A 23,785-nucleotide genomic window follows, 5' to 3' on the forward strand; every position below is an offset into this window, starting at 1 on the left:
TGTAAACATCACTGCGCAAACTACGCGGCACGAATGATCAAAAGATGAATTATAAGGAGATCAGCATGCATTCGAAAAAAATCGCATTAACCGTTTTTATGGCCACCATTGTCAGCACAGCGTGGGCAGAACCTGCAATTCAAGCAGGAGATACTTTAGAAAGCTTATCGCAAGTCAAAATAAATATTCGTACCCATAGCGCTACACCTGCTCAAGCTGCAAATGGTCAGGCAGCCGCTAAACAAGAACCAACGGATGAACTTGCAGCACAAATGGTAGATATCGCTGCAATTGATCAACCCATTATCAAATAACTGATTAAGCGGGCATAAAAAAATGGGGGGAATATTCAATATTCCCCCCATTTTTTTTCAACCTGGGTCTGAAATTAATCAAACAGCCCGAAGAAAGATTTTTTCTTTGGAGATGATTTACTGTCCTCACCATCCATCGTTTCTTGCAATTCTTTTAACAACTCACGTTGACGAGCCGTTAGATTCACCGGTGTTTCTACCACTACGCGGCAGAGTAAGTCACCTTGCATACTGGTACGTACCGGTTTAACCCCTTTTCCACGTAAGCGGAACATTTTGCCAGTTTGAGTTCCTTCAGGAATTTTCAAACTTACACGGCCATCCAAGGTTGGAATCTGAATTTCTTTACCCAACGCAGCATCAGCAATGCTGACTGGCACATCCATATACAGATCTGCACCATCACGCTGGAAAATTTCGTGTTCGCGAACCACAACTTCTACGTATAAGTCGCCTGACTGACCGTCACGGATGGCTTCACCTTTACCGGTTAAGCGTACGCGGTCGCCATTGTCTACGCCTGCAGGAATAGTGACTTCAAGGGTTTGTTGACGATCCGACACACCCGAACCATGACATTTATTACATGGGTTCTTGATGATGGTGCCTTGACCACGACAGGTGCTACAGGTTTGCTGAACAGAGAAGAAACCTTGCTGCATGCGCACTTGACCTGCACCATGACAGGTTTTACAGGTTTCAACATCTTTCGGATTTTTTGAGCCTTTACCATCACAGGCATCACAAGGTGCAGGTGCAGTAAAGGTAATGGTTTTTTTCACGCCCTTGACTGCTTCTTCAAGCGTCAATTCCATCACGTAGCGAAGGTCGGATCCACGACGTGCGCGTTGCTGTTGACGACCACCGCCACCAAAAGCGCCACCAAAGATATCGCCAAACTGGCTAAAGATATCTTCTGCATTGAAACCGCCACCAAAGCCGCCGCCGCCCATACCACCTTCAAAGGCATTGTGCCCCATACGGTCATACATGCTGCGTTTTTCACCATCGGATAAAATTTCATAGGCTTCAGCAGCTTCTTTAAATTTATCTTCAGCTTCAGGGTTGTCTGGATTGCGGTCCGGATGATATTTCATCGCCAACTTACGGTAGGCTTTTTTAATTTCATCATCACTAGCGGTTTTAGCGACGCCCAAAACCTCATAATAATCACGTTTAGCCATGTCTGGCGATGCTCCTCACGGAATTTGATTTAATACTTAACTGTGGACTGAAATTGGGGGCCAATTCAGATTTTACAAGGGGAATGCCGGAAAAAAATTAGCCCGCTTAGAAAACGGCTTTATTTTTGAAAAATCGAGAGATCCCTTTCAGCCAAGCATTTAATAAAAATAAAAAGGCGATAGTCGCAAATACCACACCGGCAACGGTACAACCTGTCACCCACAATGCACTATCCCAATAAAAGAAAATGAGTGGAATAAACCATAGTGCGGCAAAGCAGACCAAAACCGAATAAATCACAATATTTCGCATCACCCAAAGCGCTTGCGCTTCAAGCCATACTTCTGCACTGTCCAGTTGTGTGACTTTACGCGCAAACCAGTAAGCAAATATGCCACTAATCACAGTAAATAGAGCTAAAAACATGAAGACATAAGAGATCGCAATGGAACGGCGAAGTCGGCTTAAATTGTCTTGCTTCATGTGCTTTTTAACCCCATTTACTGCACGCTTAGTTTTTTAATATGCAGGAAATTGCTTTATAGAAATGTATACAAATATTAGGCGCTACTATATTGAAATTTTCAATATTTCGCACCTCATTATTATCAAATAATTATGTAGTTTGCCTATTTTTTTTAACTTTAAAGCATTGTGCATACAATGCAGGTAAAAAGAACAGTGTCAGCAAGGTCGCTACAATCAATCCGCCCATAATGGCAACCGCCATCGGACCAAAGAAAATACTACGCGACAAAGGAATCATTGCCAGTACCGCGGCCAATGCCGTCAATACAATCGGACGACAACGGCGCATGGTCGCATCCACAATGGCTGACCAGGGATCATGTCCTTCCTGAATATCCTGTTCAATCTGATCAATCAAGATTAAAGAATTTCGCATGATCATGCCGGAAAGTGCAATCGTGCCTAACATCGCCACAAAACCAAAAGGTTTATTAAACAATAACAGGAATAACACCACCCCGATTAAGCCCAAAGGTGCGGTTAACAAAACAATGAGCGCACGTGACATACTCTTGAGCTGAATCATCAACAAGGTCATGACTACAGCCAGGAAAAATGGCATGCCGGCATTGACCGAGTTTTGTCCGCGTGCGGACTCTTCTACGGTTCCACCCACTTCAACCAGATAACCACTTGGCAATTCAGTCCGCAGTTGATCCATTTTTTCAGCCAGTTCGCCCACCACTGTGGCGGGCTGTAATTTACTGCGGATATCGGCCCGCACGGTAATGGTCGGCAGACGGTTACGATGCCAGATCAGGCCATCTTCAAAGTCATATTCAATTTTTGCAATTTGCGCCAGCGGTACGGAACCCCCATTGGCGGTGGGTACGGCCAGACTGGACAACGCCTCGACATCAACCCGTTCAGCCTGATCACCACGCAGACGAATTTCAATCAATTCACGTTTTTCACGATATTGATTAATGGTTGCACCACTGACGGAACTGTTTAAAAAATTGGCTAAATCCAAGCTCGATACGCCCATTTGACGAGCGCGATCCTGATCGATATTTAAATGAATGACTTTGCTTGGTTCGCCCCAATCCAGATGCACATTGCTGGTATTGGGATTATCCCCCACAACAGCGGCAACCTGGTGCGCCCACTGACGGACCAGATGCAAGTCTTCCCCTGAAACACGATATTGCAGTGGATAACCGACGGGCGGGCCATTTTCCAATAACGATACGCGGGTACGCACATCCGGCAACAATTTACGAATTTCCTGATCTAAAGATTGACGAATTTCATCACGGTCATCCAGGGAAGACGCCAAGACAACAAACTGGGCAAAACTGGCCTGTGGAAGTTGCTGGTCTAAAGGTAGATAAAAACGGGTTGAACCTGTGCCGACATAGGCCACATAGTTATCAATCCCCGCTTTGGTCGACAAGAATTTTTCGACTTTTTTCACCGCATTTTCAGTTGAAGTCAGCGATGCGCCTTCTTCCAGTTTTAAATCCACCAAAATTTCGGCACGATTTGATGGCGGGAAAAACTGCTGCGGTACCAGTTTAAACATCAGGACTGACAAGACAAAAATGCCCACCGTTGCGGCAATCACCGTTTTACGGTAGGTCAGACAAGTATCTACCCAAGCTCTAAATTTTTGATAAAACTTGGTTTGGTACGGATCATGATGTTCACCGGCATGATGCTGCACCGGTTGCGGTTCAGGCTGCTTGCGCAAACGTGCCCAAAGCCGCTGATACCAAGGCGCTTTTTGGGGCAAATTTGAAAAATCGGGGAGAAGTTTATCACCCAAGTAAGGGACAAAAAGCACTGCGGCAAACCATGACACAATTAGCGCAATGGTCACCACCTGGAAAATCGAACGCGTGTATTCACCGGTACTGGATGCTGCGGTTGCAATCGGCAAGAAACCTGCGGCGGTAATCAAGGTTCCGGTCAGCATGGGGAAAGCTGTGGTCTTCCAGGTAAAACCTGCGGCCTCAAGCCGGCTATAGCCCTGCTCCATTTTAATCGCCATCATCTCGACCGCAATAATGGCATCATCAACCAATAAACCGAGTGCTAAAATCAGTGCACCCAATGAAATTTTATGCAGTCCGACATCAAATAAATTCATGCCGGCAAAGGTCATCGCCAACACCAGTGGAATCGAAAATGCCACCACTAGTCCGGTACGGAAACCGAGTGAGAAAAAGCTGACCAGTAACACGATTATTACCGCTTCAGCCAATACTTTCATGAATTCATTGACGCTGCGTTTTACCGCAACCGGTTGATCGGAAACTTTTTGCAGCTGCATGCCTAAAGGCAAAGATTTTTGTAATTGCGCAAATTCTGTTTCCAGGTTTTTACCCAAAGCCAGAATATCTCCGCCCTTACGCATCGAAACCGCAATGCCAATCCCGTTTTCGCCCATAAAGCGCATACGCGGCTGAGCCGGCTCACTAAAGCCTCGGTAAATCTCTGCGACATCGCCCAATTGAATGGTTTTGCCTGCCACCAACAGGGGCATTTGCTTGAGTTCTTCTACATTTTGCAACTGACCACTGACCCGCATCTGAATACGGTCAGTACCCGTTTCAAAGAAACCGGCACTGGCCACGGTATTTTGTTGTTGCAGGGCTTGTTGAATCGCGGTGACCGGAATGCCGAGTTGGGCAGCTTTGGTATTGGAGAGTTCAATCCAGATTTTCTGGTCTTGCAAACCGACCAGATTGACCTTGCCGACATCTTTTACCCGTTGCAATTGCAGTTGCAGGCGGTCGGCATATTCTTTCAACACGCCATAGTCAAAGTCTTTACCAGTCAGGACATAAATATTGCCGAAGGTATCGCCAAACTCATCGTTAAAGAACGGTCCTTGTACCCCGCTAGGTAGCTGCTGCTTGATATCACCGACTTTTTTTCGGACTTGATACCATACATCTGGAATTTGACTTGAGCGTAACGAGTCCTTGGCCACAAAAGTCACCATCGATTCGCCCGGACGGGAATAGGCCATGATGCGTTCATAGTTGCCGGTGCTCATCAGTTCTTTTTCAATACGGTCGGTGACCTGTAATGAAACTTCTTCAGCGGTTGCTCCGGGCCAATAGGTCTGAATCACCATCACCTTAAAGGTAAATGGTGGATCTTCACTTTGTGCCAGTTTTGAATAAGAGACGATTCCGACTATGCCCAAGAGCAGCATAAAATAAAGGATTAAACCTTTATTTTTCAGTGCCCATTCCGACAGGTTATAACGCGATCCAGAATTCATGTCTTGCTTCATGATGCAGTCCCTGCTTGAATTTTCACGGCACGGTTTTCACGGTCAATCGGCTGAATTTTTTGTTTTTCACGCAATAAATGCACCCCGCCAATCACCACATAATCATTGGCATTTAAACCAGACAATACCGGCACACTGTCACGGCCATATGCCCCCAAAGTAACTGACACTTTATGAATAGTCTGGTCGGGTTTCACGACCCAGACATACGCCTGCTGGTCATTTGCCGAAACACTGGATAAAGGCACACTCAATACATTGTGCTCAGTCTTGTTAAAAAAAACCCGGGCGCTTTGACCGAGTTGAATGGCAGCATTGCCTTCACGTAACGCCACTTTCACGCTAAAGGTTCGGGATTGATCGGCTGCAGGTGAAATTTCACGCACATAGGCTGCAAATTTATCTTCCGGTTTAGACCACAAGGTTACCCATGCGCTTTGACCCACTTTAATCTCGGAAATGGCCTGTTCAGGAACCCCGATCACCACTTCACGATCACCGGCAATCGCCATTTGATAGGCTGCCTGACCTGCAGCAACCACCTGCCCCACTTCAATATTACGTGCAGTGATCACGCCATTTTTATTGGCCAGCAACTGGTTATAACCGGTTTGGTTACGGCTGACGTCATAATTGGATTGCGCCTGCTTTAAGTTCGAGAGCGCCGCTTTATACTGGTTATCCACCGCCTCATATTGCGAGCGACTCACCGCATTCATGGGAAGCAACTGCTTAAAGCGTTTCAGTTCATCTTCAGCAGTTTTTGCCGCAGATTGTGCACTTTCCAGTTGAGCATTGGCCGCATTGAGTTGTAGCTGTGCATCTTTAACATCCAGTTTTGCCAGCACTTGACCTACTTTAACCTGATCACCAACATCGACATAACGTTCGGTAATCTGTCCCCCCACCCGAAATGCCAAAGCGGTTTGCTGGCGTGCTTGCACATCACCGGCATAACTTTTCTGCTCATGATGCGTGCTATTCGGTTGAGTCACCATCACAAAGGGAACCTGTTCTGTTTCGGCTGTATCCGTGCTGCATCCCCACAAGGTCACACTGCAAACGATGATCATGCTGGCAACTGCGGTCTTAATTATGCTCATGAATTCGCTCTTATTTAAAAATGTTTTTTAGGGCAAAATAAGGAGTATCTTAAATTGATTATTTTTTAATTAATATACTCACTGGTACATTAATTAAAACTCACCGGTCAAAGCAATGACCTTTTTGATTTTTTTGGAAAAAATTGTGCAAATAAATGTGGGTCGCCCGAAGGATTTGGAAAAACGTCAGCAAATTTTAACTGCAGCAAAAAAGTTATTTTTAAAGTGTGGCTATCATGGTTCCAGCATGAATCAAATTGCCCAAGAAGCAGGCGTGACCAAACTGACGGTTTATAATCACTTTCAGGATAAAGCCAATTTATTTGTCTGTGCCATTGCAGCGACCTGTGAGGAACTGATCAGTGCTCGGCCACTAAATTTGCAGGCAGACAGTGATTTTAATAAAGAATTTATCCATGCCTGCGACTTGGCCCTGAATATTATTAATTTGCCTGAAGCCATTAAACTGGAACTGTTGTTACTGGAACTGGCGGCTGAACAAAATCCACTGGCACAGAAATTTTATAATGCTTCGCATCTGCGCATGAATGCCGTTTGGGAAAACTTTTTTCAGCAGGCGATTGATCTGGGTTTTATTCAAGCAGAAGAATTAAAAACCCTGACCTGGCTGATTGTGTCTTTATTGCTGGGTATGCGTCATCACGAAGTATTACTCGGCATTCGTGCCATCCCCACTGTCGCAGAAAAACAGCAGATTATTTTAAGCAGCATTGAATTGTTTATGCTGAAATATCAAAAACGCACTTAAAACGATTATTTAAAAAATCGTCTTTCATTTTCCTAAAAGCTCAAATGGTAGATTAATTGCGAGTTTTATCAGCAATAGATTACATACTTTTGTCTGCCCCTACTTGGAATGTCATCGAATCGGGGTATATTCAGAACAGAAGCCTAGGGAGAATGAAAAAAATGGTTCAACAAATTGATGCTCCACTGCGTGAGGATGTACGCTTACTTGGGAATTTACTGGGAGAGACCCTCAAGGAACATGCAGGTCAAGATTTGTTTAATCAGGTTGAACAAATTCGTGCGCTATCTAAAGGTGCACGTGATGGTCAGGTTGAAGCAGAAAAACAACTCGAACAACTTTTTTTAAGTCTGGAAGATGAAGAAATTCTTCCTCTGACACGTGCATTTACCCACTTTCTGAACTTTGCCAATATTGCCGAACAATACAATGTCGTGCGTAGTCGTCGTAAAAGTGAATTTGATGAACATGCGCCTTCACCGAATCCACTGGATCATCTGTTCCAAAAATTCAAAGACCATGAAATTTCATCCGATACCCTATTTCAGCAAATTTGCGAACTGAACATTGAACTGGTGCTCACCGCGCATCCAACAGAAATCAGCCGCCGTACCCTGATTCAAAAATATGACGATATTAATGACTGTCTATTTAAGGCAGATCAGCAAAAACTGACTCCGCGTGAACGTAAAACAGTCCTAGAAGAACTCAAACAACTGATTTGTTCTGCATGGCAAACTGATGAAATTCGTCAGCACCGTCCTACTCCAGTCGATGAAGCGAAATGGGGCTTTACCACCATTGAACAGACCCTGTGGAATGCCGTGCCGAAGTTCGTTCGTGAACTGGATGAAATGGTCGAAAATCACTGCGGTCAGCGTTTGCCTTTGACTATTGCCCCAGTTCGTTTTGCCTCATGGATGGGCGGCGATCGCGACGGTAATCCGAATGTCACGCATAATATTACTCAAGAAGTGCTCTGGCTTTCACGCTGGAAAGCCGCCGATTTATACCTGCGTGATATTGAAGATCTGCGCTGGGAATTATCGATTCAAAACGCAAGCGATGAACTGATACAGGCGCTCGGACATCCACATGCAGAACCGTACCGTGAATATCTACGAGATACCCGTGAACGCTTAAAAGCCACCCGTCATTGGCTGGCTGAAAAATTACATGGTCAAGATGCCGATGACAGTCTGGTGATTAAAAGCAAAGATGAATTATTACAGCCATTATTGCTCTGTTACCGTTCATTAATTTCCTGTAACTTGCCTGAAATTGCCAATGGCAAACTGCTCGACTTTATTCATCGGGTCAACTGTTTTGGTATTGAATTGCTCAAACTGGATATTCGTCAGGAATCCGGTCGTCACCGTCAGGCCATTTCCGCCATTACTGAATATTTAGGCTTGGGCAATTTTGAAACCTGGACCGAACAGGCACGCCAAAACTTTTTGTTGCAAGAATTACAAAGCAAACGTCCGTTGTTGCCGAAACATTTGAATGAACCTGAACAAAGCCTGATTGAACATCCGGATGTGCAGGAAGTCTTTGCCACCATGCGCACTTTAGCCCAACAACCGAGCGAAAGTTTAGGCGCTTATATTATCTCGATGGCTGAATATCCAAGCGATGTACTCGCGGTGTTACTACTGCAGAAAGAGGCAGGCATTAAGCAGCCCTTACGTGTGGTGCCGTTATTTGAAACGCTAAAAGATCTGGATGGTGCAGCCGACACCATGAATACCCTGTTTAATATGCACTGGTACAAACAGCATATTCAGGGCAAGCATGAAGTGATGATTGGCTATTCGGATTCTGCCAAAGATGCCGGATTTATGTCAGCCAACTGGGCGCAATACCGTGCGCAGGAAGAACTGACTTCGGTTGCACAAAAGCATGCGGTGCAGTTGACACTGTTTCATGGTCGCGGTGGTTCCATCAGTCGCGGTGGTGCACCGACCCAGCAAGCGCTGTTTTCACAGCCACCAGGTTCTATTTCGGGTGCGATTCGGGTCACCGAACAAGGCGAAATGATCCGCTTCAAATTCGGTCTGGAAGGCATTGCATTACAAAATTTAGAGATTTATACCGCAGCAACGCTGGAAGCAACCTTGTTGCCACCACCCGTGCCGAAAGATGAATGGCGTCAGTTGATGCACAGCATGACTGATTTGTCGGTACAAGTGTACCGTGAAACGGTACGTGAAAACCCCCATTTTGTGAAATATCTGCGTACCGTGACCCCAGAACTCGAACTACAGATGTTGCCTTTGGGTTCACGTCCGGCAAAACGCAAAGTTAGCGGTGGTATTGAATCCTTACGCGCCATTCCCTGGGTATTCGCTTGGACGCAAATTCGTTTGATGTTGCCTGCTTGGCTGGGTACAGGCGCTGCAATTAATCAGGTAATTGATCAAGGACAAAAAGACCTGCTGGATGAAATGTTACAGCAATGGCCGTATTTCCAGACCCTAATTGATATGCTAGAGATGGTGCTCTCTAAAGCCGACAGTCATGTGGCCTTATATTACGAATCACATTTAACCGATGATGAAGATTTAAAAATACTGGGTGAACAGCTGCGTCAACGTTTAAAAGATGCGGTACAAACCTTGTTGGCTTTAAAAGGTGAATCGCAACTGCTCAGCAGTAACGAAGTCCTCGATCAATCCATGAAAGTCCGTAAACCGTATTTACTTCCGCTGCATTTATTACAGGCCGAACTGATGAAACGTCGTCGTCGCTATCTGGCGGAATATCCGGCTGAACATACCCCGGTCGATCACGCTTTGATGGTCAGTATTGCCGGAATTGCCGCAGGTTTGCGCAATACCGGTTAAGTATTTCATCTGCACAGCAAAGCACATCTTTATGATGTGCTTTTTTTTTAAGCATCCATTAGCAAAAAATACCATATGGTTTATCAGTGGAATAAGTATGGTTATAAATAATAGGCTGTCAGCATTCATGCATCAATTCGCTGATTTAATGCTAATTTTCCAATACTAAAACTTTTACCATACGGTAAAAAAAACTAGAAAACTCAGTAGACTAATTTGAACAAATATATTATCAAAACGATTAAATCTTCTAAAAAACAAGAGTATGATGTGCACAATTTATCTTTTGAGTGCTCATTTTATGTCCAGCTGGTTTCCCAAATGGCGTCCTTATTCAGGTCAAATCGATGCACGTCCAGTCGGTACCAATGAGTATCTTCCCCCTGCTCAAAGCGTAGTCTTGGGGGTGCAACATGCTTTTGCCATGTTTGGCGCAACCGTTCTTGCACCTTTTTTGATGGGTTTTGATCCGAACCTGGCCATTTTAATGTCCGGTATTTGTACCATTCTATTTTTTCTTATCACCGGTGGCCGTGTACCGAGTTATTTAGGTTCGAGTTTTGCTTTTATTGGTGTAGTAATTGCGGCTACCGGCTATGCCGCGTCTGGTACAGGCGCACCCAATGCCAATTTAGCTGTGGCTGCTGGCGGCATCATGGCCTGTGGCGTGTTATATGCCATATTTGGTTTTATTGTCATGGCAACCGGCACCAACTGGATTGAAAAACTGATGCCTCCAGTCGTCACCGGTGCTGTGGTCATGATTATTGGTTTAAACCTTGCACCCGTTACGGTGAAAGGTGTGGCAGGCAATAACTTTAACATGTGGATGTCACTGGTGACCGTGCTGTGCATGGGCTCGATTGCCGTATTCACCAAAGGTCTATTGCAACGTCTGTTGTTACTGATTGGGTTGCTGCTTGCTTATCTGACTTATTATATTGTTTCCAATGTGATGGGCTACGGTACACCCATTAACTTTACACCAATTCAGCAAGCTGCATGGTTTGGTCTCCCAACCTTCCATTCGCCTGTATTTGATATTAATGCCATGCTGATTATTGCCCCGATTGCATTAATTTTAGTGGCAGAAAACCTGGGGCATATTAAAGCTGTGGGTGCTATGACCGGTGAAAACCTGGATCCGCACATTGGTAAAGCTTTCGTGGCTGATGGTATTGCCACCACATTATCCGGTGGTGTCGGTGGCCCGGGCATGACGACCTATGGCGAAAACATTGGGGTGATGGCGGTAACCCGGGTCTATTCCACTATCATTTTTGTATTTGCCGGTGTATTTGCAGTGTTCTTAGGTTTATCTCCTAAGTTTGGTGCGATTATTCATACCATTCCGACTGCAATTTTAACCGGTGCCTCGATTGTGGTATTCGGTTTAATCACCATTGCCGGGGCAAAAATCTGGATTGAAAATAAGGTCGATTTCTCTAAAAACAAAAACCTGATGGTGGCTGCAGTAACCATTATTTTAGGAACCGGTGACTTTGCACTGCAATTTGGTAATTTTAACTTAGGGGGTATTGGTACGGCTACATTTGCAGCCTTGATACTCAACTGGTTCTTTAGCTTAGGCGATAAATCATAAATATAAATACATATTTTCAGGCAGCCGAAAGGCTGCTTTTTTATATCTGAAGCCAACAAAATTTTAGTATGATGAGCTGACTTTCACTTCAATGACACAGCACATGCGACTGGACTTTTTTGATCTACAGCTGTTTTTAAATATTGTAGATACTGGCAGTTTAACCAAAGGTGCTGAGCGCTCTTCAATTTCCTTACAAGCCGCCAGTGAGCGGATTAAAAAACTTGAACAACAGTTCGCAGTGCATTTATTTACCCGTCATGCATCCGGGGTCAAATTGACCATCGCTGGGCAAACGTTTGTGGAGCAGGCACAGTTACTGATGCAACAAAGCAGACACCTTGAACAGGCCATGGCCGCTTTTGCTGAAGGCTTAAATTCGCAAATGACCTTATGGTGTAATTCTTCTGCACAAAGTGAATATCTGCCCCTGCTTCTTCCGCAATATCTGGTCGAAAATCCCAATATTCAGATCGATTTAAAAGAAGCAGAAACCAATGATATTATTCAAGCACTGGAAAAAGGCACGGCACAATTGGGCTTAATTTCGAGTTTTTTTAATTCTGGTCATTTACAAACGCTGGAATTTATCGATGATCCTTTAGTCCTGATTTGCCCCCTAAATCATGAACTAAAAGATCAATCGGCACTGCAATTAGTCGATGTGCTGCATTATCCCTTTGTCGGTTTAATGCAATATCATTCCCTGCAACAATCCATTGAAACACAGGCTAAATTACTCGGATGCGCAATTCAGTACCGTTTACGTTTACCCAATTTTGCAGCAATTGCACAAGTGGTTGCCAATGGAGTCGGTATTGCAATTATGCCGAAACGCGCTGCCAGTCGTTTAAAGACGGTTTATTCTTTTCATCACATTGAACTGACTGGAGACTGGGCCAATCGCAAACTACTCTTGGCAGCAAAAAAATTTGATGAATTGCCAGTGTTCTATCAACATTTTAGTCAGTTTTTACTCTCACAAAAATCCAAATTACTGATTTAATTTCCGCAATGACATAGAGCACTGCAAACCTGTTTTCAGATAATTCCAAACTGATGCAGCACCATATAGCCCCCAAAAACTACCAGACCACAGAAGAACACTTTACGGAATTTTTGTTCCGGAATACGATAGCGGATTTTTGTGCCTAGCCACATTCCAACTAAAGCAGGCAATAATGCAATCAATGACATTTTATAGTCGATGGGAATGTCCTCGGCTGGATTCTGATACAGAAATACAGCCAGACAAATGGTAGAAATGGTAAATGCCAAACCTAGGGCCTGCACCAGCTCATCACGTTTTAAATGCAGTGACTGCAAGTAAGGAACAACTGGAATCACCACCACGCCAGTTGCCACCGTCAACGCCCCCCCCAGATAGCCGATAATGGGAGATAACCATTTTTCATGGGGTGCAAAATTCGGTATATTTTTCGAAAATAGACCGTACAAGCCATATAATGCCAGCATTCCACCGAGTAAAGCTTCACTTTGAAATTCGCTATGTCCGAGGGTGGGGAAAATGCTCCAGATCGAACCGACAATAATACCCAGCAATAAGGGCCAAAAACGGCGAACCAATTTGAGCACATGACCTTCTGCAAACAGTTGCCAAAAGTTGGTCACCATAGAAGGCACAATAAGCAAAGTTGCAGCTTGAAACGGAGTGATAAAAATGGTCAGCAAGCCCATGGAAACCGCAGGTAAACCCAAACCAATGGTGCCTTTAATCATGCCGGCAATGGCAAATACTGCAATGACAAAACCAAGCATGCTGCGTACTCTTCAAATCGTAGCACTATGCTAGAGGAATAGTAAAAATTGAAAATCATTGTTTTTTGAAGGTAGCCTCAATAAAAAATTGAGGCAATTTAACCGTCGATTTAGTCGAATTTTTCATCTTAAATATGACAAAATGTTAATATTAGATTAAATATCAATCAATAAATTACGTAATTACATAAAAATTTTAACAACTCATTATTTATTTTTAAGCTGTACTTAAATATCTGATTTATAGATTATCCCTTGTTTTTTTCCTACTTATATATCTCCAATTTAGGGCTTCTATAGCACCTTATCTACTTTGTTGACTTCTACAACGGGTGGATTTTTGATCGAAAATTCTTTAAAGTACGCGCTTCTGATAAATGTACGCAATGTAATAACATATCGTTTAAATGAGTTTAAGGAAAAAATATTGGTATTTCAGTTCTGAAAAATACTGTCTATTTTTTTCTAAAAGCGATTGAAGATAAGGTAGAGATTTAAGAATGATTTATGATGCACATCATAGCAATATGATTAATGCTGCAAACCAGAACACTGCAGTAATCTCCCAGAAATATCAAGATAATCAAGCGGGTTTAAGAACCAAGAATCCACAGAAGAATAAAGGTATCCCCTATCTTGATGTACGTAAATTCACACAGAAGTTACATAGTATTTCCTCAGCCACCAGTACTGCAAAATGTGCCCGAAGCATTCGTATTGCACTACAGTCAGCAGGTGCCAGAATTTTAAACCATCCTGTAGCAGCTGCAGATTGGGGCCGTACGCTCCAGACCATTGGCTACAAGCAGATCAAACCTTCATTTGATCAACCGCGGGAAGGAGATATCTATATTATCGATCGAACCCAAAAACATGTGTATGGTCATATTGCCGCCTATACCGGCCGCCAATGGATTTCTGATTTCCGCCAAAACAGCCATGCGGTTTATAAGAATGATAAAGTGACTTATACCTATTACCGACTTGTGTAATAGATTAATCGTACAATTCGAATAGACACCTTAATAGGTGTCTTTTTTATGGCATGCTGGGCATGAGCCGAAATCGAATTAGGGTCTAATCTCTTTCAGTTCTCGTTGAATAAAGCGTTGAATCATTTCTCTATACAGGTGTTCAACCAAATCCGGATCGGTTCCCAATTCAATCGCCTGGGTACGCACTTTGCTAATCACTTGCTCGACCCGTTCCGGTGACTGTACATCCTGCACCGTACGTTTAAAGCGTACCGATTGATCGACATAAAATTGACGCGTCGCAATCATTTCAATTAATGCGGTATCAATGGCATCAATCTTTTCACGGACTTGTTCTAAAGACTCACATTTTTCTTTCTTCATCTTTTCTATCATCATTTTCACTTTTATATTGGTCTTCTAAAACATTAGAAAAAATGCTTTCAATCATCCAGACACGGTACAGGCTATTAAACACATAACTTTGACCGTCAATGCGGAGTTCAAGCACAGGAAAATCAGGCTGTGATTTCATTTCACAGAGTATGTCATTTTCTTTTAATTTGGCAGTAATATCTTCTTGGGTTAATTCATTGATTTCTAAATCACGCTGCATCTGATCGAAATGTGATTTAAATGACAGGTCTTTGCCTTTGGTCCATACCGCCTGCAAAATGCTATACATCGCATCAACACGCTGCTCTTCAGGCACACTGTAAAACAGTTGCGCCATCTCAACAGTGGCAGATTGTGTGGGACGGCAAAATGGAGTAAATTTCACGTCTGTACGTTTTGAAAGACGAGTCGCCAAACTCCAGTCAAATAGATCGCGTCCACGATAAGAAAGCGGATAGACATTGAGCTGAATATTATAATAATTCGCCAGTTCTTCTTTAATATAAGCCAATAATAACCACGAGATCGGGTCTTCAAGTGCAATATACAAATCCAGTTCTGGATCTAGTGCCTGAATTTCATTCAGTTCCTCTGCATCACTAATCAAATGTTCGCGCCAATCAATATGATTAATCAGGAAGATTGGGTTTCCGGTCAGCAGTTTTTGTTGTTTTAAACGACGCATCAGCCGAAGTAAATCATCGACCGCATGGTATTTGCGCTGACCAAATTCAAAATAACTGGCGAGGACTTCATCATCATTAAAAATACGTTCTGGAAACGCTTGAGCACTATGATGTCGGCTGGCCATGGCATGTAAGGTACGTAATTTTCCATACTGTTTTTGCCACAGCATGTGGAATACATCTTCGAGTAAATAGAGAAAATCTTGACCGCGTAATGGGGTATTGCGAAGGATGGTTTCTGCTTGTTTTATGGCATTGAGGGGCGGTTGTTCTGGAGTTTCATGGAAACTAAAGCGGTGCTGTTTAGATAGAATTTTGGCATCGTTTAAGCAGTAATTTTGCCACTCAATTGCAGACATACGATTGGGGGGTTCCACCGTTCGACTGGAAATAATCACTTTTAAAGGTTTCAGTTCATCAGTCAAAATTTCTTCAAGTTCAGGTAACTGCTGTACAGCCAAATAACTGTACACATCATCCAGACGTAAATGGATACTTAAACCCTGTTCCGTAGATAACACCACTTTACGAGTCGGCTTTTGGTAAAACCAACGCGATCGAAGTGGATCAAACCAACGGCGCAACAGTGACATGAGATAAACCTCGAAAAAAACCCTTGTAGTGCTACAAGGGTTTATAACAATTTGTTAGGGAATGATCAATTATACATCTAAATTTAGATCCGTTACTGCCCCTTTTTCAGCCCCCGTGGTCAATTTGGCAAACTTCGCCAAAGCCCCATAAGTGTAATTGGGTTTTGGCTTCACCCAAGCGGCTTTACGTACTGCCATTTCTTCATCGGAAATATGCAAGGTCATTTCTCGGGTTTCAGCATTAATGGAAATTTTATCGCCATTTTTAACCAAGCCGATCGGACCGCCTTCATAGGCTTCAGGGGTCACATGACCAATGACAAAACCATGACTTCCCCCAGAAAAACGGCCATCCGTAAGCAGTGCAACAGATTTACCCAAACCTTTACCAATAATTGCAGAAGTCGGTTTCAACATTTCTGGCATTCCCGGACCACCTTTCGGTCCTTCGCCCCGGATGACGACCACTTCACCTTCTTGCACTTCACCATCCAGAATACCGCGCATCGCACCGATTTCACCTTCAAACACGCGTGCCGGACCTTGGAAATACAGCCCTTCTTTGCCGGTAATTTTCGCCACAGCTCCAGTCGGTGACAAGTTGCCTTTTAATACCACCAGATGCGAGTCTTTCTTGATCGGTGCATCAAATGGCAGAATAATTTGCTGCCCTTCAGGATAGTCTTCAACATCTGCCAGATTTTCAGCCAATGTTTTACCGGTGACGGTTAAGCAGGAACCATCCAGCATGCCTGCATTTAACATACGTTTCATTAACGGCTGGATTCCGCCAATCGCAATCAGCTCAGACATCAAATATTTACCAGATGGACGCACATCTGCCACCACAGGAATGTCCTGACCAATACGCACAAAATCATCTAGTGACAGTTCAACACCTGCGGTATGGGCCATCGCAAGCAGATGCAGCACACCATTGGTTGAACCACCCAGTGCAATCAGCACTTTAATCGAGTTTTCAAATGCCGCTTTGGTCATAATATCACGGGGTTTAATGTCTAAACGCAGCAAGTTCATTACCGCTTCGCCGGCACGGTTACAATCGAGCAACTTCTCTTCTGAAACCGCTTCTTGAGCCGATGAACCGGGCAAGCTCATACCGAGTGCTTCAATCGCAGAAGCCATCGAGTTTGCGGTGTACATACCCCCACAAGAACCTGGACCTGGCAATGCTACTTCTTCAATTTGCTTAACCTGAATTTCGTTAATCTCGCCTTTGGCGTGCTGGCCTACCGCTTCAAATACCGAGATCATGTCAGTATGGCCGGCTCCAGGTTTAATCGTTCCGCCATAAATAAACAGGCCCGGACGATTTAAACGTGCCAGTCCCATAATACAACCCGGCATATTTTTGTCGCAGCCCCCAATGGCAATCACGCCATCATAAGCCTGACAACCCACCACCGCTTCAATCGAATCTGCAATAATTTCACGCGACACCAAGGAGTATTTCATGCCTTCGGTACCATTGGATATCCCATCAGAAATGGTAATGGTATTGAAGATAATTCCTTTACCATTAGCAGCATTGACGCCTTTTTCCACTTCACGTGCCAAACCATCAATATGCATATTACATGGCGTGACATTGGCCCAGGTCGAAGCAATCCCAATAAATGGACGGGTAAAGTCTTCATCTTTAAACCCTGTGGCACGCATCATGGAACGTGCCGGTGCATTTTCAATTCCTTCGTAAACTGGTGCGGAATGCTCGCGGATATTGTCTTTACTCATTATTTTATTCCTTGGCGATGACCGATTTTAAGCTTCGATCTGTAGCAATTTATTTTAAGATCATTGTATAGAACGCATTCGATATGTAAAAGCATATGATTGAGGATCAAGCTCTATGATTTTTTCCATACAGCTACACTTTATGTCTAGAACGATATGATTAATAGGTAGGCTTTCCTTTACTTTTGGCTGGGCAAAAGTAAACAAAACCCCTTTGTTTCCCCGATATGACATCCCTGTCATACGGGTAAACATTCGACCTCCTGTCGCATTCCAGGAAACGAATAACGGTAAATGTCCAAATGATGTTGCATAAAAAAAGCACCCCATCTGGAGTGCTTTTTAATCTGTAAAAACTACAACTTAGATTTCACGTACCGCACCTTTCGAGGCACTGGTGGTATGCATTGCATAAGCTTTGAGTGCCTTAGACACTTTACGCGGACGCGGTTCCGCAGGCTGCCAGCCTTTGGCTTCTTGCGCTTCACGACGCGCGGCCATGGTTGCATCGTCTACGGCCAGATGAATGGTACGGTTTGGAATATCAATTTCGATACGATCGCCATCTTCAACCAGACCAATTGCACCGCCTTCAGCAGCTTCTGGCGACACGTGACCAATGGACAAACCTGATGAACCGCCCGAGAAACGGCCATCTGTTAATAGGGCACATTCTTTACCTAAACCTTTCGACTTTAAGTAACTGGTTGGATATAACATTTCCTGCATACCCGGCCCACCGCGTGGACCTTCATAGCGAATTACCACTACATCGCCAGCTTTCACTACACCGCCTAATACCGCATCAACCGCCGCATCCTGACTTTCAAAGACACGTGCTGTGCCGTTGAATTTCAAAATAGATTCATCTACACCAGCAGTTTTTACAATACAGCCATCCAGTGCAATGTTGCCGTAAAGTACAGCCAAACCACCATCTTGCGAGAAGGCATTGGCTGCATTTCGGATCACCCCAGATTCACGGTTACCGTCTAAAGTTTGGTAATAACGGTTTTGCGAGAAAGCAGTTTGAGTCGGTACACCGCCTGGTGCTGAGCGGAAAAACTCGTATACATCAGCATTTTCAGTACGCATGATGTCCCATTTATCCAAGGCATCTTTTAAGGTTTTTTCATGTACAGTCGGTACTGAAGTATCCAATAAGCCTGCACGATCCAGTTCACCCAGGATTGACATAATCCCGCCTGCACGGTGTACGTCTTCCATATGTACATCTTGTTTTGCCGGTGCCACTTTACATAACACTGGAACTTTACGAGAAAGACGATCAATGTCAGTCATGGTGAAATCGACTTCAGCTTCATGTGCCGCGGCCAATAAATGCAGTACAGTATTGGTTGAACCGCCCATTGAAACATCTAAAGTCATGGCATTTTCAAACGCTGCTTTGGTCGCAATTGAACGCGGTAAAATACTGTAATCATCTTGTTCATAATGACGTTTTGCCAGTTCTACAATCAACTGACCTGCACGTTCGAATAATTTTTTACGGTTGGCATGCGTGGCTAAAGTCGAACCATTACCTGGAAGAGATAAACCTAAAGCTTCGGTTAAACAGTTCATTGAGTTGGCGGTGAACATGCCAGAACATGAACCACAGGTTGGACAGGCTGAACGCTCATAAGCTGCCACTTCTTCATCGGTAAAACTATCATCTGCTGCAACGATCATGGCATCGACCAAATCAATGGCTTTTTCATCACCACGAATTTTGACTTTACCCGCTTCCATTGGGCCACCCGACACGAACACCACTGGAATATTGAGACGCATTGCCGTCATCAACATGCCCGGGGTAATTTTGTCACAGTTGGAAATACAGACCATCGCATCGGCACAGTGTGCATTGACCATATATTCAACCGAGTCAGCAATCAGGTCGCGTGAAGGCAATGAATACAGCATGCCGTCATGCCCCATGGCGATCCCGTCATCCACCGCAATGGTATTAAATTCTTTGGCTACACCGCCTGATGCTTCAATTTGACGTGCCACAAGCTGACCTAAGTCTTTCAAATGGACGTGACCCGGTACAAACTGAGTGAAAGAGTTGACCACCGCAATAATCGGTTTACCAAAATCCTCATCTTTCATGCCGGTTGCACGCCATAAGCCACGTGCGCCAGCCATATTTCTTCCGTGTGTCGATGTTTTTGAACGATAGTCAGGCATTGTGTATTTCCAACAAAGTTTGTGCTCGAAATGAATTCTAGGATTCACTCTGGCTGAATGATACTGATATATAACGCTAAATCAGTCGAAATATAGACATATCTTACTACAGCTTGCGGTTAAGCAAAGTCCTGTAAGCATGATCTTTTACGAGAGAAATCTATGGATCTTTCGACGATTCATATAAAATAAACTGATACTGAAAGCTAATATAACGCCATAACACTGAATTAAATACAAAACTTTCATGAATAATTTTTTAATTTTGCATTACTTTATTTTATTATTAAGTAGGTTTGAATAAAGCGATATCTGTAAAAACTCGAGATAAAGATCTGAGTTTCAGTAGTTTGGGACTTCATGCACACGATCTTAGGTCTCACTCTGGTTTTGCCTTATAATAAGTTAAGTTTATTTGGAATTTCATGTGTGAAAATCATCTTTGCGGGTACCCCAGAATTTGCAGCGGTCGCCTTAGACGCGCTGTTAAAAACCGACCATGAAATTGTGGCTGTTTATACCCAACCTGACCGCAAAGCAGGTCGCGGGCAAAAACTCAGCGCATCGGCAGTCAAACAATTGGCTTTAGAACACAATATTCCGGTGTATCAGCCGCTACATTTCAAATCATCGACTGAAGAAGGTCTGGCAGCACAGGCTGAACTGAAAGCTTTAAATGCAGATGTGATGGTGGTTGCAGCCTATGGCTTGATCCTGCCGCAAGTGGTTTTAGACACGCCTAAATATGGCTGTTTAAATATTCATGGCTCTTTATTGCCACGCTGGCGCGGTGCAGCACCGATTCAACGTGCCATTGCCACAGGTGATCGTGCAACCGGTGTCACCATTATGAAAATGGCTGCTGGTCTGGATACTGGTGACATGATGTATAAAACCATCTGCCCAATTGAAGCCACAGATACTTCTGCAACTTTGCATGATAAATTAGCTGAACAAGGTGCAACAGCCATTGCCGCTGTTTTAAAATCAGAACAAACATTACAGCACTATTTAGAAACGCGTGAAGTTCAAGATGAAGCTTTGACTGTTTATGCACACAAATTGTCAAAAGCTGAAGCTCAGATTGACTGGTCAATCGATGCGCTACAAATCGACCGTAATATTCGTGCCTTTAATCCATGGCCTATGGCATTTATCGTACTCGATGAGCAAAACAACCTGCGTGTCTGGAACTCCCAGTTATCCAATGCCACTGCAGAAAATGCTCAAGTGGGCGAAATCATTGCAATTGATAAACACGGTGTCCATGTTGCTTGTGCAAATAACACTGTAATCACGCTAACTGCTTTACAATGGCCGGGTGGCAAACCGCTGAATGCCGTACAAATTTTACAAACTCAAAAACTGAATATCGGACAAATTTTATAATGAGACAATCTCCTCACGCCTCTGGTAAGACTTTAAACTTACGTGCTCAGGTTGTTAAAACGTTATTGGCTGTCCAAAATGGTCAATCACTGGCATCTGTGTTAAATCAGCACATGAATATCGTGTCAGATAAAGACCGCGCGTTGTATCACGAATTGGTGCTTGGCTGTCTACGCCAGTGGCACGCACTGAAACAGGTGACTTTACCGCTGCTTTCTGTACCGCTTGAAAATGCAGTGGTTGAAACCTGTTTATATGTCGGTTTATATCAATTGCTGTGTACCCGTGTGGCTGCACATGCTGCAATTTCTGAAACGGTAGAAGCCAGCAAACAACTGGGCATGGAAAGTTTAAGTGGCGTGGTAAATGCCATTTTACGCCGTGCAACGCGTGAAACTGAGCAGTTCTATGATGTCTTGGAAAATGCATCGAATTTACCAAGCTGGTTGGCGAAGCGTTTAAAGAAAGACTGGGGCGAGCAATTTGCAGAGCTCAGCTACGAGCTTAAACAGGTTGCGCCACTGACTTTGCGTGTCAATACCCGCCAGGTCAGCCGTGAAGAATATCTCGATATTCTCGAAGATGAAGGCATCGATGCACATCGTTGTGAACTCTCGGATGTCGGTATTGTGCTGGATGAAAGTATTCATGTGCCGAGTCTGCCAGGTTTTGAAGCCGGCGGTTTTTCGGTACAAGATGAACACGCTCAGCTTTGCGCAAGCTTAGTGCCTAATCTGGACGGCAAATTTGTGATTGATGCCTGTGCAGCACCGGGTGGTAAAACGGCGCATCTTTTAGAGAAATATCAGCCGAAAAAACTGATTGCACTCGACCAAGACGAAAAACGCTTGAAACGTGTCTCCGAAAACCTGGAGCGCCTGATTCTCGATGGCAAACATGTTGAAATCATCACCGCAGATGCATCGACATGGACTGCACCTGAACTTGCAGATTGCATCGTACTGGATGCGCCATGTTCAGCGATTGGGGTGATTCGTCGCCATCCAGACATTCGCTTACTGCGTCAGTCGGGTGATATTGCTAAAACTGTTGAGTTGCAAAAACAGATTCTTGAAAATATGTGGCAGCAATTGAAAGTCGGTGGCACCTTGCTGTACATCACCTGCTCGATTTTAAAAGCTGAAAATGAACAGCAAATGGTGGATTTCTTCGCCAGTCATGCCAATGCGCAAGAACAAAAAATTGATGCGGACTGGGGAATTGAACAGATTCACGGTCGTCAGTTACTGCCACAAGTGGGTCATGGTGATGGTTTCTTCTATTGCCGTATCCAGAAAATAGCTTAATTGATGCGATTAAAAAGGTGGCTTTAAGCCACCTTTTTTGTATTTGGATTTTTTAACCATATGTTTTTCAACTGACAAATTTAAAAATCACCAGACTGATGGCTAATGATGCCATGCCAATGACTAAACCATAAACTGTTTCATGCCCTTTGGCATAACGTTTTGCCGTCGGCAATAATTCATCGAGGGCGAGGAATACCATCACCCCGCCAATGACTCCAAACACCATTCCATAAACCGTAAAGCTCATAAAGGGTGCCAAAATAAAGTAGCCTAATGCTGCACCTAATGGCTCTGCTAAAGCAGACACAAAACTGGCGCCTAAGGCTAAATCTCTACGCCCAGTCGCCATATAGACCGGCAAAGCAATCGCAATACCTTCAGGAATATTGTGAATCGCAATCGCCACCGCTAAGGGTGCACCTAGGGTCGGACTTTCCAAGGTCGCAAAAAACGTCGCTAAACCTTCTGGCAAGTTATGCGCAGTAATCGCAAATAAAGTTAGTAAACCAGTACGCTTTAATTGTCGTTGTTCGATCTCTGCGGCATTTTTCGGTTCAATGGCTTCATGCGGATTCGGAATAAAACGATCTAGCAACAACACTAAAATCACCCCGAATAAAAAAGCAAAGGTGCCAAAAGCAAAGCCATAATCCGCACTATAGGCTTGGCTAAATGAGGCAATCGATTTATTTAAAATTTCAGTCAGTGAAACATACACCATAGCGCCTGCTGAAAAAGCCAGGCCGAAAGATAACAGGCGATAGCTGGGTTGCCTAAAAAATAAAACCAGTGCTCCACCAATCACGGTGGCCAATCCTGCCAGAAAGGTCACTGCAAATGCGATCCATACTTGATGTGGCAAAATGGTGTGCATCGCCATGCTCCACTTCAGAAACAAGAAAGCCATCATCATAAATGATAATGACTTTCATTTGCATATTTTATAAGGATTTACTGAATTATTTTTGACTTAGAGCGTGTGTTGATCTTTCACTTCTTCAAGCACATCGTCTAACTCTTCAGGATTTTTCATCAAGTGAAGAATCGATAAGGCCAATCCACCCCATAAAAACACCATCGAGATAATCATCATCACAATTGCGGAAGTATTCATG

The 23,785-nt window shown here is 43.9% G+C and carries 19 protein-coding genes; 8 read left to right on the forward strand and 11 right to left on the reverse strand.

Annotated elements, in window-relative coordinates:
• Positions 1-65 precede the first annotated feature (65 nt).
• Positions 66-314 carry a hypothetical protein gene (locus tag AC3CAU_RS14985; protein WP_447053841.1) on the forward strand — a complete coding sequence of 83 codons (249 nt, stop codon included), beginning with the start codon at positions 66-68 and terminating at the stop codon, positions 312-314.
• A 74-nt stretch (positions 315-388) separates the two neighbouring features.
• On the opposite strand, the gene dnaJ is transcribed toward AC3CAU_RS14985, so the two are convergent.
• From dnaJ to AC3CAU_RS15005, 4 genes are all read right to left on the reverse strand, one after another.
• Positions 389-1,498, reverse strand: coding sequence for a molecular chaperone DnaJ (gene dnaJ / locus AC3CAU_RS14990; RefSeq protein WP_447053840.1), 1,110 nt, complete (start codon positions 1,496-1,498; stop codon positions 389-391).
• A gap of 106 nt (positions 1,499-1,604) precedes the next feature.
• Positions 1,605-1,982 carry a hypothetical protein gene (locus AC3CAU_RS14995; RefSeq protein ID WP_131217914.1) on the reverse strand — a complete coding sequence of 126 codons (378 nt, stop codon included), beginning with the start codon at positions 1,980-1,982 and terminating at the stop codon, positions 1,605-1,607.
• A gap of 133 nt (positions 1,983-2,115) precedes the next feature.
• Positions 2,116-5,262: an efflux RND transporter permease subunit gene (locus AC3CAU_RS15000; RefSeq protein ID WP_447054350.1), complete on the reverse strand. Its 3,147-nt coding sequence runs from the start codon at positions 5,260-5,262 to the stop codon at positions 2,116-2,118.
• An 8-nt stretch (positions 5,263-5,270) separates the two neighbouring features.
• Positions 5,271-6,377 carry an efflux RND transporter periplasmic adaptor subunit gene (locus tag AC3CAU_RS15005; protein ID WP_447053839.1) on the reverse strand — a complete coding sequence of 369 codons (1,107 nt, stop codon included), beginning with the start codon at positions 6,375-6,377 and terminating at the stop codon, positions 5,271-5,273.
• Positions 6,378-6,522: 145 nt separating this feature from the next.
• Here AC3CAU_RS15005 and AC3CAU_RS15010 point away from each other — a divergent pair, with 145 nt between their 5' ends.
• The 4 genes from AC3CAU_RS15010 to AC3CAU_RS15025 all read left to right on the forward strand — a co-directional run bounded on the left by AC3CAU_RS15010 (position 6,523) and on the right by AC3CAU_RS15025 (position 12,601).
• Positions 6,523-7,146 carry a TetR/AcrR family transcriptional regulator gene (locus AC3CAU_RS15010; protein ID WP_447053838.1) on the forward strand — a complete coding sequence of 208 codons (624 nt, stop codon included), beginning with the start codon at positions 6,523-6,525 and terminating at the stop codon, positions 7,144-7,146.
• 161 nt (positions 7,147-7,307) lie between these two features.
• Positions 7,308-9,992: a phosphoenolpyruvate carboxylase gene (gene ppc / locus AC3CAU_RS15015; RefSeq protein ID WP_447053837.1), complete on the forward strand. Its 2,685-nt coding sequence runs from the start codon at positions 7,308-7,310 to the stop codon at positions 9,990-9,992.
• 301 nt (positions 9,993-10,293) lie between these two features.
• Complete coding sequence (locus tag AC3CAU_RS15020; RefSeq protein ID WP_447053836.1) at positions 10,294-11,595, forward strand: solute carrier family 23 protein; 1,302 nt, start codon at positions 10,294-10,296, stop codon at positions 11,593-11,595.
• A gap of 103 nt (positions 11,596-11,698) precedes the next feature.
• Positions 11,699-12,601 carry a LysR family transcriptional regulator gene (locus AC3CAU_RS15025; protein ID WP_447053835.1) on the forward strand — a complete coding sequence of 301 codons (903 nt, stop codon included), beginning with the start codon at positions 11,699-11,701 and terminating at the stop codon, positions 12,599-12,601.
• Between the two features lie 35 nt (positions 12,602-12,636).
• Here AC3CAU_RS15025 and AC3CAU_RS15030 read toward each other — a convergent pair whose 3' ends face one another.
• On the reverse strand, positions 12,637-13,374 hold the full coding sequence (locus tag AC3CAU_RS15030) for a sulfite exporter TauE/SafE family protein (RefSeq protein WP_447053834.1): 738 nt from the start codon (positions 13,372-13,374) through the stop codon (positions 12,637-12,639).
• 500 nt (positions 13,375-13,874) lie between these two features.
• Here AC3CAU_RS15030 and AC3CAU_RS15035 point away from each other — a divergent pair, with 500 nt between their 5' ends.
• Positions 13,875-14,366: a hypothetical protein gene (locus tag AC3CAU_RS15035; RefSeq protein ID WP_447053833.1), complete on the forward strand. Its 492-nt coding sequence runs from the start codon at positions 13,875-13,877 to the stop codon at positions 14,364-14,366.
• A gap of 78 nt (positions 14,367-14,444) precedes the next feature.
• Here AC3CAU_RS15035 and AC3CAU_RS15040 read toward each other — a convergent pair whose 3' ends face one another.
• The 4 genes from AC3CAU_RS15040 to ilvD (AC3CAU_RS15055) form a co-directional block, all read right to left on the reverse strand.
• On the reverse strand, positions 14,445-14,732 hold the full coding sequence (locus tag AC3CAU_RS15040; RefSeq protein WP_424620039.1) for a chorismate mutase: 288 nt from the start codon (positions 14,730-14,732) through the stop codon (positions 14,445-14,447).
• Complete coding sequence (locus AC3CAU_RS15045; protein ID WP_447053832.1) at positions 14,713-16,023, reverse strand: hypothetical protein; 1,311 nt, start codon at positions 16,021-16,023, stop codon at positions 14,713-14,715. The genes AC3CAU_RS15040 and AC3CAU_RS15045 overlap by 20 nt, the downstream gene beginning before the upstream one ends.
• A 69-nt stretch (positions 16,024-16,092) precedes the next feature.
• A complete protein-coding gene (ilvD, locus tag AC3CAU_RS15050; RefSeq protein ID WP_447053831.1) occupies positions 16,093-17,778 on the reverse strand; it encodes a dihydroxy-acid dehydratase in 1,686 nt (561 codons plus the stop codon).
• Between the two features lie 363 nt (positions 17,779-18,141).
• The gene (gene ilvD, locus AC3CAU_RS15055; protein ID WP_131217926.1) at positions 18,142-19,971 is read right to left on the reverse strand and encodes a dihydroxy-acid dehydratase; all 1,830 of its coding nucleotides are present in this window, start codon (positions 19,969-19,971) and stop codon (positions 18,142-18,144) included.
• Positions 19,972-20,400: 429 nt separating this feature from the next.
• Here ilvD (AC3CAU_RS15055) and fmt point away from each other — a divergent pair, with 429 nt between their 5' ends.
• Entirely contained in the window at positions 20,401-21,360 is a 960-nt protein-coding gene (fmt, locus tag AC3CAU_RS15060; RefSeq protein WP_447053830.1) for a methionyl-tRNA formyltransferase, read from the forward strand.
• The gene (gene rsmB / locus AC3CAU_RS15065; protein ID WP_424620029.1) at positions 21,360-22,667 is read left to right on the forward strand and encodes a 16S rRNA (cytosine(967)-C(5))-methyltransferase RsmB; all 1,308 of its coding nucleotides are present in this window, start codon (positions 21,360-21,362) and stop codon (positions 22,665-22,667) included. The genes fmt and rsmB overlap by 1 nt, the downstream gene beginning before the upstream one ends.
• Before the next feature lie 67 nt (positions 22,668-22,734).
• Here rsmB and zupT read toward each other — a convergent pair whose 3' ends face one another.
• Positions 22,735-23,544 carry a zinc transporter ZupT gene (gene zupT, locus AC3CAU_RS15070; protein WP_447053829.1) on the reverse strand — a complete coding sequence of 270 codons (810 nt, stop codon included), beginning with the start codon at positions 23,542-23,544 and terminating at the stop codon, positions 22,735-22,737.
• A gap of 96 nt (positions 23,545-23,640) precedes the next feature.
• Positions 23,641-23,784: a methionine/alanine import family NSS transporter small subunit gene (locus tag AC3CAU_RS15075; protein WP_131217930.1), complete on the reverse strand. Its 144-nt coding sequence runs from the start codon at positions 23,782-23,784 to the stop codon at positions 23,641-23,643.
• Position 23,785 lies beyond the last annotated feature (1 nt).

It is taken from the genome of Acinetobacter sp. GG23, from assembly GCF_057766365.1.

What these genes read in the sequence shown, in the direction of transcription:
- AC3CAU_RS14985 (WP_447053841.1), top strand. Translation starts at nt 66, where the DNA reads ATGCATTCGAAAAAAATCGCATTAACCGTTTTTATGGCCACCATTGTC.
- dnaJ (WP_447053840.1), bottom strand. Translation starts at nt 1,498, where the DNA reads ATGGCTAAACGTGATTATTATGAGGTTTTGGGCGTCGCTAAAACCGCT.
- AC3CAU_RS14995 (WP_131217914.1), bottom strand. Translation starts at nt 1,982, where the DNA reads ATGAAGCAAGACAATTTAAGCCGACTTCGCCGTTCCATTGCGATCTCT.
- AC3CAU_RS15000 (WP_447054350.1), bottom strand. Translation starts at nt 5,262, where the DNA reads ATGAATTCTGGATCGCGTTATAACCTGTCGGAATGGGCACTGAAAAAT.
- AC3CAU_RS15005 (WP_447053839.1), bottom strand. Translation starts at nt 6,377, where the DNA reads ATGAGCATAATTAAGACCGCAGTTGCCAGCATGATCATCGTTTGCAGT.
- ppc (WP_447053837.1), top strand. Translation starts at nt 7,308, where the DNA reads ATGGTTCAACAAATTGATGCTCCACTGCGTGAGGATGTACGCTTACTT.
- AC3CAU_RS15020 (WP_447053836.1), top strand. Translation starts at nt 10,294, where the DNA reads ATGTCCAGCTGGTTTCCCAAATGGCGTCCTTATTCAGGTCAAATCGAT.
- AC3CAU_RS15025 (WP_447053835.1), top strand. Translation starts at nt 11,699, where the DNA reads ATGCGACTGGACTTTTTTGATCTACAGCTGTTTTTAAATATTGTAGAT.
- AC3CAU_RS15030 (WP_447053834.1), bottom strand. Translation starts at nt 13,374, where the DNA reads ATGCTTGGTTTTGTCATTGCAGTATTTGCCATTGCCGGCATGATTAAA.
- AC3CAU_RS15035 (WP_447053833.1), top strand. Translation starts at nt 13,875, where the DNA reads ATGATTTATGATGCACATCATAGCAATATGATTAATGCTGCAAACCAG.
- AC3CAU_RS15040 (WP_424620039.1), bottom strand. Translation starts at nt 14,732, where the DNA reads ATGAAGAAAGAAAAATGTGAGTCTTTAGAACAAGTCCGTGAAAAGATT.
- AC3CAU_RS15045 (WP_447053832.1), bottom strand. Translation starts at nt 16,023, where the DNA reads ATGTCACTGTTGCGCCGTTGGTTTGATCCACTTCGATCGCGTTGGTTT.
- ilvD (WP_447053831.1), bottom strand. Translation starts at nt 17,778, where the DNA reads ATGAGTAAAGACAATATCCGCGAGCATTCCGCACCAGTTTACGAAGGA.
- ilvD (WP_131217926.1), bottom strand. Translation starts at nt 19,971, where the DNA reads ATGCCTGACTATCGTTCAAAAACATCGACACACGGAAGAAATATGGCT.
- rsmB (WP_424620029.1), top strand. Translation starts at nt 21,360, where the DNA reads ATGAGACAATCTCCTCACGCCTCTGGTAAGACTTTAAACTTACGTGCT.
- zupT (WP_447053829.1), bottom strand. Translation starts at nt 23,544, where the DNA reads ATGCACACCATTTTGCCACATCAAGTATGGATCGCATTTGCAGTGACC.
- AC3CAU_RS15075 (WP_131217930.1), bottom strand. Translation starts at nt 23,784, where the DNA reads ATGAATACTTCCGCAATTGTGATGATGATTATCTCGATGGTGTTTTTA.